The following is a 13,466-nucleotide window of genomic DNA, read 5'->3' on the forward strand; positions in this document are numbered from 1 at the left end:
ACCCATCCTCTATCGGGGCCGTAGCCAGGCACACTAAGGAAACTGAGTGCAAGGCAGGTACGAACGCCGACAAGATGGACTTAGGAGTCAGTGATGAATCTGATTGCAAAACTCGAGCAGGAAGAAATCGCGCGCGCCCTCGGCGAGAAGACCATCCCCGAATTCGCTCCCGGCGATACGGTGATTGTCAGCGTGAATGTGGTTGAAGGTACGCGTAAGCGTGTTCAGGCTTACGAAGGCGTCGTGATCGCCAAGCGTAACCGTGGTCTGAATTCGTCGTTCATCGTCCGCAAGATTTCGTCGGGCGAAGGCGTCGAGCGTACGTTCCAGACGTACTCGCCGCTGCTGGCAAGTATTGTCGTGAAGCGTCGCGGCGATGTGCGTCGTGCGAAGCTGTACTACCTGCGCGACCGTTCGGGCAAGTCGGCCCGGATCAAGGAAAAGCTGGTTGCGAAGAAAGATCGCAACGCTGCCGAAGCGTAAATGCTGTAAGAAAAAGCACCCCTCGCGGGTGCTTTTTTGTTTGCCAGGTCAAAATAGCGGCATGTCCCCTATCCGCTCATTCGAGAGACCCGTTGATCCGCCCCGTCTTTGAGCCTGAAACCCTGCCTGTCGAAGCGACGAGCGCCGATCTGCCGCCGGTGGCGAGCGAGCGTCTCACGCCTGATGGCCTGCGCGCGCGCTTCGAGCAGCGTCTTGCCTGGACCCCCGAGCGTATCGTCGAAGCACCCTGGCGCGATGCCCACGCCGATCCACGCGTCGCGGCGGTACTAGTGCCGCTGGTGGTTCGCGAACACGGCCTGACCGTGCTGCTCACCCAGCGTGCCGACCATCTGAACGATCACGCTGGCCAGGTGAGCTTTCCCGGCGGCCGTCACGAACCCTTCGACGCCGACGCCACCGCCACCGCGCTGCGGGAGGCGGAGGAGGAGGTCGGTCTCGCGCCGTCGCGCGTGGAAATTCTCGGTGCATTGCCCGACTATCTGACGGGCACCGGTTTTCGCGTGACGCCGGTGATCGGTCTTGTGCATCCGCCGTTCACGGTGAAGGCGGATGCGCTCGAAGTGGCCGAAGTCTTCGAAGTACCGCTCGCTTTTCTGATGAACCCCGCGCATCACGAGGTGCGCGTGTTCAGCTATGAAGGCGGCGAGCGCCGCTTTTTCGCCATGCCGTATCCGCGCGCCGCGTCGGCTGAAACTGAAGAGCGCGGGCGCGAGGTCGGCGGCCACTATTTCATCTGGGGCGCGACGGCGGCGATGCTGCGCAACTTCTATCGGTTCCTCGCGGCGTGAGCCGCGCCGGACTGTGCAGTTGTCGGGTGTTTGTCAACGTCCGCGCTCAGTCGCATCCGACCCTGTGCTATCGTTATAAAACAATCGCAAAACTCGAATAGCACGGCGCATCGCATGACTTTTTTCTCCGTATTGCTGGCTCTGATCATTGAACAGGTACGCGCGCTCTCGCCGAACAATCCGGTGTCAGCGTTGCTTCAATACCATGCGGAGTCGGCGGCGCACGGATTCGATGCCGGCAAGCCGAAGCATGGCCTGCTTGCCTGGCTCGTGGTGGTGGTGCCCTGGACGCTGGTCGTCGCACTCGTCTACTACGTGCTCTATCACATTCACTTTGCGCTGGCGTTCCTGTGGAACGTCGCGGTGCTGTACTTCACGCTGGGCTTTCGCCAGTTCAGCCATTACTTCACGGACATCCACCTCGCGCTGAACAACGACGACGTGCCGCGCGCGCGTGAAATCCTGAACGAATGGACCGGGCTCGATACCGTCGATATGCCGGTCAGCGAGATCGTGCGTCATACATTGATTCATGCGGTGGTCGCTTCGCATCGACACGTGTTCGGCGTGTTCTTCTGGTTTCTGATTCCGGTCGGCCCGGCGGGCGCGGTCCTATATCGGATTGCCGAGTACCTCGCGCGCACATGGGCGCGACCGGTCGACGACCGCACCGTCGCGTTTTCGAGTTTCGCGCAGCGCGCTTTCTTCGTGATCGACTGGGTGCCGGCGCGGCTGACGTCGCTGGGCTTTGCGATCGTCGGCAATTTCGAAGACGCGATTTATGCATGGCGCAACCATGCGCGCCAGTGGCCGGATGCGAACGACGGCGTGTTGCTGGCCGCGGGCAGCGGAGCGCTAGGCGCACGACTGAGTGGGCCGCTGGCTGAGCCGTCGAGCCTCGACGCGCTCGCCACCGGCGACGGCGGCCCGATGCAGGTCGGCGACGACTGCACGCCGCGCACGCTGCAATCGGCCGTGGGCCTGGTGTGGCGCGCAGTGGTGTTGTGGATGATTTTGTTGTTGATGCTGACGATCGCGGTGTGGCTGGCTTGACGTCGCCGCGCTAAGCGCTACTCGGAAAAAGAAAACCGGCTTCAGAGTGCTGACCAGCCCTACGTTTCTTCGAAGCGTAGGGCTTTGTTTTTCAGGCGTGGATAATCGCACGTCAAGCGATTGCTCCGGTTTTTCACCTATGCCGCCAGCAGCACGGTGTTCCGATCAGCACGGTCTACAGCGAATCCCTTCACCCATCCCGCGGATCGCGCGCCGTCCCACACTGCCAGCACACCGTAAACTGCGCCTCGAGCGTTTCACCACACTGACGACACCGCCAGCCAGGCGACCCCGCTGCCGGTCCATGTAACGCCGCGTCGATCAAGCTCCGGGCCATTGCCTCATCGCGTTCATCGACGAGCCAAAGCTCCGGCGAGCACTGGTCCGCCGGAATATCCCCGAGCGCGCCGTTCAGATAGCGGTTATGCAACTCGCAAGCAATGCCCGCGGTGGCCAGCACATTGACCCAATGCTGTCCGATGATCAAATTCGGCGCGCGCATCAGTTTCATATCAGCGGACGATCTGGCTGGCTTCGTGCACGAGTTGCGCATACAGCGCATGCCGTTCGCGGCGGATGCTGCCATCGGCCACGGCTTCGAGAATCGCGCAACCGGGTTCCTGCAAATGATGGCAGTTGTAGAACCGGCAGTTCGGCAACAGCGACCGGAACTCCGGAAACGCGCGCTCGAGCCGGCCTTCGGTCAAATGATGCAGACCGAATTCCTGGAAACCCGGCGAGTCGATCAACGCGCCGCCTTCGCCGTCCGCGCTGTCCGGCAGCGGATAGAGACGCGTGAAGGTCGTGGTGTGGCGCCCACTGTTGAGCGCCGTCGAAATCTCGCGCGTGGCGACTTCGGCATCGGGAATCAGCAGATTCACCAGCGTGGATTTGCCCATGCCGGACTGGCCGAGCAACAGCGTCGAATGACCATGCAGATGTTCGATCAGCGCGGCACGCGCGGCCTCGGGTTGCATCTTGATCGACACTTCCACCACCGTATAACCCAGCGCGCGATACGACTCGAGCCGCTTGCGCGCGCCTTCGAGCGAGTCGGTCACGTCGGTCTTGTTCAGCACGATCAGCGGCTTCAGTTCGTTCGCCTCGGCCGCGACGAGCGCGCGCCCGAGCAGGTCTTCACTGAAATGCGGTTCAGTGGCGAGCACGATCAACAATTGATCGAGGTTCGCGGCGAACAGCTTCGACTTGTACTGATCCGAGCGATACAGCAAATTGCGCCGTTCGCCGATCTCGACGATCACGCCTTGGTCCGCCGAAGCCAGTTCGTACACCACGCGATCGCCGACCGCCACTTCGCTGCGCTTGCCGCGCGGAAAGCATTGGAGCATGGCGCCGCCGTCATCCGGCGCGACCAGATAGTGGCGGCCATGCGCGGCCACGACTAGGCCGCCTACGCGCGCGCTGGACGGCGCGCGCGGCGCTTTCGGGGAGCGGCCGCTCATGCGTGCCGCAGCAGGCGGTCGATCCGCTGCGACGCCGGCGGATGCGAATAGTAGAACGCGGTGTAGAGCGGATCGGGCGTGAGGGTCGACGCATTGTCCTCGTACAGCTTGACGAGCGCGTTGACGAGGTCTTGCGCATCGGTCTGCGTCGCGGCGAACGCGTCGGCTTCGAACTCGTGCTTGCGCGAGCTGAGGCTGCCGAGCGGCGTCACGAAGAACAGGAACACCGGCAGCGCGAGGAAGAACAGCACCAGCGCGAGGCCGCTATTGCCGCCGATCAGCGACGGCCGCACGCCCAGCCCTTCATAGAACCACACGCACTGCGTGAGCCAGCCGAGCAGGGCGAGCATCGCGAGACTGATCGCGAAAGTGACGAGCATGCGCTTGATCACGTGACGCCGCTTGAAGTGACCGAGCTCGTGCGCGAGCACGGCTTCGATCTCGCTGCCCGACAGGCGCGCGAGCAGCGTGTCGAAGAACACGATCCGCTTGGCCGCGCCGAAACCGGTGAAGTAGGCATTGCCGTGCGCCGAACGGCGGCTGCCGTCCATCACGAAGAGGCCCTTGGCGGCGAAACCGCAGCGCTGCATGAGCGCTTCGATGCGGCTTTTCAGCGCTTCGTCCTTGAGCGGTTCGAACTTGTTGAAAAGCGGCGCGATAAACGACGGATACAGCACCAGCACGAGCATCTGGAAGGCGACCCACACGATCCACGTCCACAGCCACCACAGGCTGCCCGCCTGGTTCATCAGCCAGAGCACGACGAACAGCAGCGGCAGGCCGAAGGCGGCGCCGAGCAGCACGCCCTTGATCCGGTCGACGAAGAAAATGCCCTTGCTCATGCGGTTGAAGCCGAAGCGCTGCTCGACCACGAACTGCCGGTAGTAGTCGAACGGCAGGTCGATCACGCTGGTGATCGCGATCACCGCGGCGACCAGCGCGATCTGGCCGAGGTAGCCGCGGCCGAGCCAGTCGGAGATGCCCAGATCGAGCGCCTGCACGCCGCCGAGCAGCGTGAGGCCGATCAGCACGGCCGCGCTGACAACGATCTCGATCATCGTGAGGCGGGTGCGCTCGACCGTGTAGTCGGCGGCGCGCTGGTGCGCGGTGAGCGCGATGGTGCCGGCGAACTGGCTCGGCACCTGCTCGCGATGGCCGGCCACGAAGCGGATTTGCCGCGACGCGAGCCACAGTTTGGTGCCGACCATCGCCACGACGGCGACGACGAACAGAACGGTGAAGTACAGGGTAGGCATCCAGGGATTCCGTGGTATCTATGCGAGAATTATATGTTTCTTCCCGCCGCGCGGCGGGGACACGCTCAAACCAATCTCAAACGAACCATTGCCGCGGCAGGCGGGCTTGCAGAACAGCCGTTTGCCGGGCCATCAGGGCTGCCTTCATGACTGACATCCTCGCATCCACCGAACAGCCGCCGCTCGTGCGTAGCGACATGAATCTCGTCTGGCTGGACATGGAAATGACCGGGCTCGAGCCCGATTCCGACCGCATCATCGAAATCGCGGTGGTGGTGACGAATTCGACGCTCGACAGGATGGTCGAAGGCCCCGTCCTCGCGATTCATCAGGGCGACGAGACGCTCGCCAAAATGGATCAATGGAATCAGAACACGCATGGCCGCTCGGGCCTGATCGACCGCGTGAAGGCTTCCACGGTGAGCGAGGCCGACGCCACCGAACAGATTCGCGATTTCCTCAGCGTGTTCGTGCCGCCCGGCAAATCGCCGATGTGCGGCAACTCGATCTGCCAGGACCGCCGCTTCATGGCGCGCTGGATGCCGGATCTGGAGCGTTTCTTCCACTACCGCAATCTCGACGTCAGTACGCTGAAGGAACTGTGCCGCCGCTGGCAGCCGGCCATTTACAAGGGCTTCCAGAAACGCGCGATGCACACGGCGCTGGCCGATATCCACGAGTCGATCGACGAACTGAAGTACTACCGCGAGCACTTCCTGATCCCGTCCGCGCCGGACGCCGCCGACGGCGCGGAATAAAGCTGCGGAATAGAACCAGTCGATAAAGCGCGCCTAAGCCGGCCGGGGCGCGCGCTGCGCGTTCTTCGGCCGGAACGCCTTCACCACGTCGGCGTTGGTTTCCACATACGGCCCGCCGATCAGGTCGATGCAGTACGGCACCGCGGCGAATATGCCCGGCACCTTCACCGCGCTGCCTGCTTCAGTGTCGCGCAAGCCTTCCAGCGTTTCCTTGATCGACTTCGGCTGACCCGGCAGGTTGATGATCAGCGCCGCATGCTCCGCCGTTTCGCGGATCACCGCGACCTGGCGGGACAGAATCGCGGTCGGCACGAAATTCAGGCTGATCTGCCGCATCTGCTCGCCGAAACCCGGCATTTCCTTCGTCGCCACCGCCAGCGTCGCCTCGGGCGTCACGTCGCGGCGCGAGGGGCCGGTGCCGCCGGTGGTCAACACCAGATCACAGCCGACCTCGTCGACCAGCTCGGTCAGCGTGGCGGAAATCGTCGGCGCGTCGTCCTGAATCAGGCGCGTGACGACTTGCCACGGCGAGACCAGCGCCGCGCCGAGCCATTCCTGCAAGGCCGGAATGCCTTTGTCCTCGTAGACGCCGGTGGACGCGCGATCGCTGATCGACACGAGGCCGATCACGATTTCGTCGGGGTGCTGACGTGCTGCTTTAAGCGTCGCGGTCGTCATCGTCGTCTTCGTCCAGAGCGTCGTCGGCGTCGGTTGACGCCGACGGGCCGTCCGCGTTCTTGATCCACTGGAACAGTTCGCGGAAGTAGCGCGGCGGCTTGCTCTGCTGCGCTTCCTTGCGGGCGTTGCGGATCAGCGTGCGGCCCTGCTGCGGGTCGGCGTTCGGGTGCTGGCGGATGAACTCGGTCAGCGCGGCGTCGTCGGCGAGCAGCTTTTCGCGGGTGCGCTCGATCCAGTGGAGCTTAGCCGTCTCCGCCTTGTTGACACCGTTGTAGGTGTCGAGCGCGGTGCGCAGCGCGGCGGTTTCCTCGTCCAGCAGCGAGCGCATCACGCGACCGACGTATTGCACCTGGCGGCGTTTGCCTTCGTGATCGGTGATGCGGCGCGCTTCGCGCACGGCGTCGTCGAGCTTTTCGGGCATCGGCATGCGCTTGAGCGCGTCTTTGGGCAGCGCGATCAGCGCCGAGCCCAGTTCCTGCAGCTCGTGCATTTCGCGCTTGAGCTGGGACTTGCTGGGACGGTCGTAGCCGTTCTCGTCGACTTCCGGCTCGGCGGATTCGATGGGTTGAATGCGGGTTTTGCGTGTCATTTCGATATTGTAGCGTGCCGCGCCCGCCGAACCCGCGGTGCCGCCGCGCACGAGGCCTCGCGCCTCGCGAAGCGGTGGCAACGCAGCGCTCAGGCGGTGGTGAGGCGAGGCGCAGCGAATGCCAGGTACGGCATCGCGTACCTTGCTATGATCGCGGGATACGTCATAGGACACAGGCGCGCGCACCGGCGCGCGCATGCGTGAGGCATGTGCGTGACCGGTGCGAACACAGCGAACACTTTGGGCCGCTCGGCCCCGAACAGGACGGCAACGACAATGGCAGCAGACATGGACGTCAAGCAGCGCTTTTTTCCGCATACCCAGGATGAGCTGAAGGAAATCGCCTCGGACATCCTTCGTCACGCGAAGTCGCTCGGCGGGACCGACGCGGCGACCGAGATTTCGGAAGGCGACGGCCTGTCCGTCTCCGTGCGGCGCGGCGAAGTCGAGACGATCGAGCACAACCGCGACAAGATGGTCGGCGTGACGGTGTTCATCGGCAACAAGCGCGGCAACGCGAGCACGTCGGACTTCTCGTCGCAGGCTTTGAAGGACACGGTTGCGGCGGCCTACAACATCGCCCGCTTCACCGCGGAAGACGATTGCGCGGGTCTCGCCGAAGCCGATCTGCTGGAAACGGCGCCGCGCGATCTCGATCTCTATCACCCGTGGAATCTGTCCGCCGACGAAGCGGTGGAAATCGCCCGCCGCGCGGAAGACGCCGCATTCGCGACCGATCCGCAGATCAAGAATTCGGAAGGCGCGAGCGTCTCGGCGCAGCACTCGCAGTTCGTGCTGGCCACCTCGCGCGGTTTCCTGGCGGGTTATCCGTACTCGCGCCACTACATTGCGTGCGCGCCGATTGCGGGGAGCGCCCGCAACATGCAGCGCGACGACTGGTACACGTCGACCCGCAGCGCCGAAGAACTTGCCGATCCGGAAGCCGTGGGCCGTTACGCGGCGCAGCGTGCGCTGGCGCGCATCGGCGCGCGCGGTCTGGATACGCGCAAGGTGCCGGTGCTGTTCGAAGCGCCGCTCGCCGCCGGGATTCTCGGCGCATTCGTGCAAGCCACGAGCGGTGGCGCGTTGTACCGCAAGACCTCGTTCCTCGTCGACAGCCTCGGCAAGCCGGTGTTCGCGCCGCATGTGCAGGTGGTCGAAGACCCGCATGTCGCGCGCGCCATGGGCAGCGCGCCGTTCGACGAAGAAGGCGTGCGCACCCGGCAGCGCTCGGTGGTGAAGGACGGCGTGGTGGAAGGCTATTTCCTCTCCACCTACTCGGCGCGCAAGCTCGGCATGCAGACCACCGGCAACGCGGGCGGCTCGCACAACCTGTCGCTGCGAAGCTCGAACACGCGTCCTGAGGACGATTTCGAAGAAATGCTGCGCAAGCTCGGCACGGGCCTGCTGCTGACCGAATTGATGGGGCAGGGCGTGAACTACGTGACGGGCGACTACTCGCGCGGCGCGTCGGGCTTCTGGGTCGAGAACGGCAAGATCCAGTATCCGGTCGAAGAGATCACGGTGGCGAGCACGCTGCAGGAGATGTTCCATCACATCGTCGCGATCGGTGCGGATACGATCACGCGCGGCACGAAGCAGACCGGCTCGGTGCTGATCGAACGGATGACGATCGCGGGGCAGTAAGCGGTTTAGCCGCTGTCCGGCGGCCTTTTCAGCTGGCCGGCAAAAAAACAGAACGCCACGCAAGTCATTGCGTGGCTTTTTTTGTGCGTGATCAGACGGGCAGCGCCGACGGTTTGCATTGCGCGCGGCGCTACTGCCGCAAGCCGGAAATGCTCAAGCGCCTTTGCGCTTATACGTCACGAACGCGTAGTCGAAATCGTTCGGTGCATCCGCGCGATGCGTTTCATGCCCGACTTCTTCCCATTCGTTTTCGTCGAGTTCGGGGAAAGTGGCATCGCCTTCGAAGTCGGCGGAAATCTCGGTGATGATCAGCTTGTCCGCCTGCAGCAAACCTTCCGCATACAACTGCGCACCGCCGATCAGAAACGCTTCCGGCGCCTGATCCTGGGCGGCGAGCTTGAGCGCGTCTTCGAGCGTCGTGGCCGCGTCGCAGCCCTGAAAACGCCGCGTGGCATCCCGCGTCACCACAATGTTGCGGCGTCCCGGCAACGGCCGGCCGATCGACTCATGCGTTTTGCGGCCCATGATGATGGGCGCGCCCATGGTCGTGCGCTTGAAGAACGCGAGGTCTTCGGGAAGTCGCCAGGGCAACTGGTTGTCGCGGCCGATCACGCCGTTGTTGGCGCGAGCGACGATCAGGGTGAGCGTCGTCATCGAATGGAAAGGGGAACGTAACCGGACTGATTCTACCTGACGCGCGGGTCCGCGCCGCCGTAACGGGCTTCGGCCCGGCGGCCGCCCGTATGGCGCCAGTGCAGCCGGCCGGGAAGCGCCGTGCAAATCACGCGCTCGCCGCAGCTGGATACGGCTGCCTGATCGGGCAGCGACGCAGCGTCACGCGGGATGAGCGATGCCACCCGCGACCTGAGCGCACGCGGCGTCCAAATGGAGGTAGTCATGTCGGTCCCTGCTTGCGTCTGGTGTCTGGTTGTCTCGTATGCGGACGGTGTGGTCGCTACATCGCCACCCCTGTTCGCTTCGTTGATTTGTTCGGCTACTTTCTTTGGTAGTTGGCCACGTTGCCCTGTGCGGCGCGCGCCGCGTCGACGGGAATCGGTAAAGGCGAGGGCGGGGCAATCTCGTCCCACAGCGTCACGCTGTTGCCGCTGCCGACGTTGCCGCGCATGAGCTGCGGCGTGGCAGCGGCCATCACCATGCCGACCGCGCCGCCGCGTTGCCGCGACAACACCCGGTCATCGAGCGAAAACTCGCTCACGGATACACCACCATCGGCCGGAAGGCTCAGCACCGTGGCGGGAAGTTCGAAAAATGCGCTGGCGGCGCGCGTCGTCGGGTCGGATGAGGCGGCCGTGGCGTTCGGGACGGTGGCGGAGCCTTCATCGGCGGATTGCGTCAGCGTGGCGGATGGAGCCTGGCCGGCTTCCTGTGCATTGACGCCAATGGGCAGCACGATCAGTGCGATGGCGGTGCACAGTGCTGCGTACGGTGCAATGGTGCCCAGATCGATGCGGAAAGCGAGTCGCATGATGTGTCTCCTTGGTGCACGGCATTTAGCGAAACGTGTGCCATCGCTCGCAATCCATTGATGCATCTGCATGTGAGTCAAAACGCCGGAGCAACAATAGAGAAATTGCACAAAAACGTTTCAGCGCTGACACGGTGAGCAGGAAATACCTGTTAATCGTTAATCCGGGCGGTACGAACTACCTTGGGTCAATGCCAGGAAAGCGCTTCCACTAATCTTTTATTCGTCGGCTGAATAACTGTTTATCGCCCGGAGAGCCTTGCTGAGTAAGGTGGGCACGATTAAATTCGCATAATTGTTTTCCAAGCGGCGCGCGTATAGTAAGCTCTCGAAAAAGAGCTTCAGATTTAAAAAAGCCCGCTAACGGGCCGTCTCAAACACACACGCCGCTTTCTTGGGGATCAGCTGTCCGCACGGAATGGAATGGCCGTTCGGTTTTTGCCATATCGCGAATCCCGAACGAGTCAGCGTGTCTGAACTCGTTTCAGGTGCGTGCGTCATCCTTAACGTTCGTTGACGAGAGGATCTGAATAATGGAACCCGCAACGCGGCAACTGATTTACGTTTCGCGCGATCCGAGCGCGGAGCTGAATACTCGGTTTCACCAGCGCGGCTGGCATGTGGAAGTCGTGGGGTCGGCGCGCGACGTGCGCCGGGCGGTTCGCGCCGGAATGGCGGCGGGCGGCCTGCTGGATCTGTCTAGCGATTTTCAGCCACACGAAATCGCTGCGTTCGAATCCTGCCTGACCATGCCGAACGTCGGCTGGGTCGCGGCCACCATGCCGGGACAATTGCAGGACGCCGCGTTGCGCCGGCTCGTGCGCGACTACTGTTTCGACTATGTAACCGTGCCGTATTCTGGCGACAGGATCGTCGATTCGGTGGGTCACGCCTACGGCATGATTTCCCTCGGCGAAACGGCTTCCAACGACGCGTCGCAAGGCGCCGAAGGCGAAATGGTGGGCTCGTGCGACGCCATGCTCGCGCTGTTCCGCTCCATCCGCAAAGTAGCGATGACCGACGCGCCGGTGTTCATCTCCGGCGAATCGGGCACCGGCAAGGAACTGACAGCGGTCGCGATTCACGAACGCTCGGCGCGGCGCAATGCGCCTTTCGTGCCGATCAACTGCGGCGCGATTCCGCCGCATCTGCTGCAATCCGAACTATTCGGCTATGAACGCGGCGCGTTCACCGGCGCCAATCAGCGCAAGATCGGCCGGGTCGAAGCGGCGAACGGCGGCACGCTCTTTCTCGACGAAATCGGCGATCTGCCGCTCGAAAGCCAGGCGAGCCTGCTGCGGTTTTTGCAGGAGCGCAAGGTGGAGCGCCTCGGCGGGCACGGCGCGATCGACGTCGACGTGCGCATCATCTCGGCCACGCACGTGGATATGACGGCGGCGATGATCGAAGGACGTTTCCGTTCCGACCTCTACCATCGTCTGTGCGTGCTGCAGATCGACGAGCCGCCGCTGCGCGCGCGTGGCAAGGACATCGAACTGCTTGCGCGGCATATGCTGGAACGTTTCAAGAAGGATGCAAGCCGCCGTTTGCGCGGCTTCGCGCCGGACGCGATCGCAGCGCTGCATAACTATGGCTGGCCGGGCAATGTGCGGGAGTTGATCAACCGCGTGCGGCGCGCCATCGTGATGTCGGAAGGGCGCGCGATCACGGCGCGCGATCTCGAGCTTGCTGAATACGTGGAGATCGTGCCGGTCTCACTCGCGCAGGCGCGTGAAGCGGCCGAGCGTCAGGCGATCGAGCTGGCGCTGTTGCGTCACCGCGGGCGCCTGGGCGACGCCGCGCAGGAACTCGGCATCTCGCGCGTGACGTTGTACCGGCTTCTGTGCTCGCATGGCATGCGCCACATGGAAGGGGAGCCGCTCGCCACGCCGCACGGCGAATTGCCGGCTTCGGTGCCGCATCTGTAAATCGTTTGACGGGCCTCGCGGGTCTCGTGGGCCGGCAAACGGTTTCAGCGGTGCGTGCAGCGCGCGTTAGTGAAGCCGCGAGCGGCTGCGTGCGCTCCGTTCGCGCCAACCTCGCACCTCCTATTCCCTCGATATTTTCGATGCCGTGCGCCATGACCGGGCGCCGTCCGGCCGCGCTTGTTAAAATCGCGTTTTCCGCTCAATCTCCGTGGCGCCCGGATCTTCCCGGCACGCGCCTCGTCGAAGGAACCCGAATGAAACAATACCTCGACCTCGTCCGCACGATTCTCGATACCGGCACGTGGCAGGAGAACCGCACTGGCATCCGCACCATCAGCATGCCGGGCGCGATGTTGCGCTTCGACCTTCAGGAAGGCTTCCCCGCGGTCACCACGAAAAAGCTGGCGTTCAAATCGGCGGTGGGCGAACTGGTCGGGTTTCTGCGCGCCTCGCGCAGTGCCGCGGATTTCCGCGATCTCGGCTGCAAGGTGTGGGACGCGAACGCCAACCAGAATCCGCAATGGCTCGCCAATCCCTATCGCCAGGGTCCGGACGATCTCGGCGACGTGTACGGCGTGCAATGGCGCCAGTGGCCGGCCTACAAGGTGCTGGACGCGAACGCGAGCGCGCAGCTTGCCGACGCGACCGCACGCGGCTTCCAGGCGGTGACGGAATTCGAAGAAGACGGTGGGCGCAAAGTGCTGCTGTACAAGGCGATCGACCAGTTGCGCCAGTGTCTCGACACGATCATGCAGAACCCGGCTGACCGGCGCATTCTGTTTCATGCGTGGAACCCCGCGGTGCTGGATCAGATCGCGTTGCCGGCCTGCCACCTGCTGTATCAGTTCCTGCCGAATGTCGCACGCAAGGAGATTTCGCTGTGTCTGTACATTCGCAGTAACGATGTCGGGCTCGGCACACCGTTCAATCTGACCGAGGGAGCGGCGCTGCTGCATCTGGTCGGTCGTCTGACGGGGTACACACCGCGCTGGTTCACCTATTTCATCGGCGACGCGCACATCTACGAGAATCAGCTCGACATGCTGCAGCAGCAGCTCACGCGCGAGCCATACGAAAGCCCGGCCTTCGCTATCTCGGACCGTGTGCCGGAGTATGCGAAAACCGGCGTGTACGAGCCGGAGTGGCTTGAAAAGATCGAGCCGGCGGATTTCTCGCTGGTCGGCTACCGGCATCACGAGCCGCTCACGGCGCCGATGGCGGTTTGATCGTCGGCCGGGCCGATAAGTGGCCCGCGCCCGCACAAAGAAAAACCGCCGCGATGTGAATCGCGGCGGTTTTTTCTTTTGCTCCTCCCC

The 13,466-nt window shown here is 63.4% G+C and carries 15 protein-coding genes; 7 read left to right on the forward strand and 8 right to left on the reverse strand.

All coding sequences use genetic code 11. The features are described 5' to 3' along the window. Positions 1–93 precede the first annotated feature (93 nt). The 3 genes from rplS (at position 94) to RI103_RS04900 (ending at position 2,345) form a co-directional block, all read left to right on the forward strand. A complete protein-coding gene (gene rplS / locus RI103_RS04890) occupies positions 94–483 on the forward strand; it encodes a 50S ribosomal protein L19 (protein ID WP_310814272.1) in 390 nt (129 codons plus the stop codon). A 92-nt stretch (positions 484–575) separates the two neighbouring features. Continuing rightward, on the forward strand, positions 576–1,292 hold the full coding sequence (locus RI103_RS04895) for a CoA pyrophosphatase (RefSeq protein WP_310814273.1): 717 nt from the start codon (positions 576–578) through the stop codon (positions 1,290–1,292). Positions 1,293–1,406: 114 nt separating this feature from the next. Then, positions 1,407–2,345 (forward strand): CobD/CbiB family protein, encoded by a 939-nt coding sequence (locus RI103_RS04900; protein WP_012433946.1) that lies wholly within the window; start codon positions 1,407–1,409, stop codon positions 2,343–2,345. A 190-nt stretch (positions 2,346–2,535) separates the two neighbouring features. Here the strand turns inward: RI103_RS04900 and RI103_RS04905 are convergent, their stop codons facing one another. Genes RI103_RS04905 through RI103_RS04915 form a run of 3 tightly spaced genes read right to left on the reverse strand, consistent with a single transcriptional unit; the run spans position 2,536 to position 5,064 of the window. Continuing rightward, positions 2,536–2,856, reverse strand: a complete 321-nt coding sequence (locus RI103_RS04905; protein WP_310814274.1) for a putative signal transducing protein — start codon at positions 2,854–2,856, stop codon at positions 2,536–2,538. Between the two features lies 1 nt (position 2,857). Then, positions 2,858–3,808: a ribosome small subunit-dependent GTPase A gene (gene rsgA / locus RI103_RS04910; protein ID WP_310814275.1), complete on the reverse strand. Its 951-nt coding sequence runs from the start codon at positions 3,806–3,808 to the stop codon at positions 2,858–2,860. Next, positions 3,805–5,064: a M48 family metallopeptidase gene (locus RI103_RS04915; protein WP_310814276.1), complete on the reverse strand. Its 1,260-nt coding sequence runs from the start codon at positions 5,062–5,064 to the stop codon at positions 3,805–3,807. Before RI103_RS04915 ends, rsgA begins: the two co-directional genes overlap by 4 nt. 146 nt (positions 5,065–5,210) lie before the next feature. Between RI103_RS04915 and orn the strand changes: the two genes are divergently transcribed. Continuing rightward, positions 5,211–5,822 carry an oligoribonuclease gene (gene orn, locus RI103_RS04920; RefSeq protein ID WP_310814277.1) on the forward strand — a complete coding sequence of 204 codons (612 nt, stop codon included), beginning with the start codon at positions 5,211–5,213 and terminating at the stop codon, positions 5,820–5,822. 33 nt (positions 5,823–5,855) lie between these two features. Here the strand turns inward: orn and mog are convergent, their stop codons facing one another. Together mog and yjgA are read right to left on the reverse strand one after the other, a co-directional pair. Next, positions 5,856–6,500 carry a molybdopterin adenylyltransferase gene (gene mog, locus RI103_RS04925; RefSeq protein WP_310814279.1) on the reverse strand — a complete coding sequence of 215 codons (645 nt, stop codon included), beginning with the start codon at positions 6,498–6,500 and terminating at the stop codon, positions 5,856–5,858. Then, entirely contained in the window at positions 6,481–7,089 is a 609-nt protein-coding gene (yjgA, locus tag RI103_RS04930; protein WP_310815174.1) for a ribosome biogenesis factor YjgA, read from the reverse strand. Before yjgA ends, mog begins: the two co-directional genes overlap by 20 nt. Positions 7,090–7,365: 276 nt before the next feature. On the opposite strand from yjgA, the gene pmbA reads away from it, so the two are divergent. Further along, complete coding sequence (gene pmbA, locus RI103_RS04935) at positions 7,366–8,736, forward strand: metalloprotease PmbA (protein ID WP_310814280.1); 1,371 nt, start codon at positions 7,366–7,368, stop codon at positions 8,734–8,736. 153 nt (positions 8,737–8,889) lie between these two features. On the opposite strand, the gene RI103_RS04940 is transcribed toward pmbA, so the two are convergent. The 3 genes from RI103_RS04940 to RI103_RS04950 form a co-directional block, all read right to left on the reverse strand. Next, entirely contained in the window at positions 8,890–9,390 is a 501-nt protein-coding gene (locus RI103_RS04940) for a dihydrofolate reductase (RefSeq protein WP_310814281.1), read from the reverse strand. Between the two features lie 32 nt (positions 9,391–9,422). After that, positions 9,423–9,635 (reverse strand): hypothetical protein, encoded by a 213-nt coding sequence (locus RI103_RS04945; RefSeq protein WP_310814282.1) that lies wholly within the window; start codon positions 9,633–9,635, stop codon positions 9,423–9,425. Between the two features lie 95 nt (positions 9,636–9,730). Next, complete coding sequence (locus RI103_RS04950; RefSeq protein WP_310814283.1) at positions 9,731–10,222, reverse strand: hypothetical protein; 492 nt, start codon at positions 10,220–10,222, stop codon at positions 9,731–9,733. A 533-nt stretch (positions 10,223–10,755) separates the two neighbouring features. Here RI103_RS04950 and RI103_RS04955 point away from each other — a divergent pair. After that, positions 10,756–12,150: a sigma-54 dependent transcriptional regulator gene (locus RI103_RS04955; RefSeq protein ID WP_310814284.1), complete on the forward strand. Its 1,395-nt coding sequence runs from the start codon at positions 10,756–10,758 to the stop codon at positions 12,148–12,150. Positions 12,151–12,404: 254 nt separating this feature from the next. Next, a complete protein-coding gene (locus RI103_RS04960) occupies positions 12,405–13,376 on the forward strand; it encodes a thymidylate synthase (RefSeq protein WP_310814285.1) in 972 nt (323 codons plus the stop codon). Positions 13,377–13,466 lie beyond the last annotated feature (90 nt).

It is taken from the genome of Paraburkholderia sp. FT54, assembly GCF_031585635.1.
In the GTDB taxonomy this organism is placed as follows: domain Bacteria; phylum Pseudomonadota; class Gammaproteobacteria; order Burkholderiales; family Burkholderiaceae; genus Paraburkholderia.

Bases quoted from the DNA above. Each gene is read 5' to 3' on its own strand.
- rplS (WP_310814272.1), top strand. From the start codon at position 94: ATGAATCTGATTGCAAAACTCGAGCAGGAAGAAATCGCGCGCGCCCTC.
- RI103_RS04900 (WP_012433946.1), top strand. From the start codon at position 1,407: ATGACTTTTTTCTCCGTATTGCTGGCTCTGATCATTGAACAGGTACGC.
- RI103_RS04905 (WP_310814274.1), bottom strand. From the start codon at position 2,856: ATGAAACTGATGCGCGCGCCGAATTTGATCATCGGACAGCATTGGGTC.
- rsgA (WP_310814275.1), bottom strand. From the start codon at position 3,808: ATGAGCGGCCGCTCCCCGAAAGCGCCGCGCGCGCCGTCCAGCGCGCGC.
- RI103_RS04915 (WP_310814276.1), bottom strand. From the start codon at position 5,064: ATGCCTACCCTGTACTTCACCGTTCTGTTCGTCGTCGCCGTCGTGGCG.
- orn (WP_310814277.1), top strand. From the start codon at position 5,211: ATGACTGACATCCTCGCATCCACCGAACAGCCGCCGCTCGTGCGTAGC.
- mog (WP_310814279.1), bottom strand. From the start codon at position 6,500: ATGACGACCGCGACGCTTAAAGCAGCACGTCAGCACCCCGACGAAATC.
- yjgA (WP_310815174.1), bottom strand. From the start codon at position 7,089: ATGACACGCAAAACCCGCATTCAACCCATCGAATCCGCCGAGCCGGAA.
- pmbA (WP_310814280.1), top strand. From the start codon at position 7,366: ATGGCAGCAGACATGGACGTCAAGCAGCGCTTTTTTCCGCATACCCAG.
- RI103_RS04940 (WP_310814281.1), bottom strand. From the start codon at position 9,390: ATGACGACGCTCACCCTGATCGTCGCTCGCGCCAACAACGGCGTGATC.
- RI103_RS04945 (WP_310814282.1), bottom strand. From the start codon at position 9,635: ATGACTACCTCCATTTGGACGCCGCGTGCGCTCAGGTCGCGGGTGGCA.
- RI103_RS04950 (WP_310814283.1), bottom strand. From the start codon at position 10,222: ATGCGACTCGCTTTCCGCATCGATCTGGGCACCATTGCACCGTACGCA.
- RI103_RS04955 (WP_310814284.1), top strand. From the start codon at position 10,756: ATGGAACCCGCAACGCGGCAACTGATTTACGTTTCGCGCGATCCGAGC.
- RI103_RS04960 (WP_310814285.1), top strand. From the start codon at position 12,405: ATGAAACAATACCTCGACCTCGTCCGCACGATTCTCGATACCGGCACG.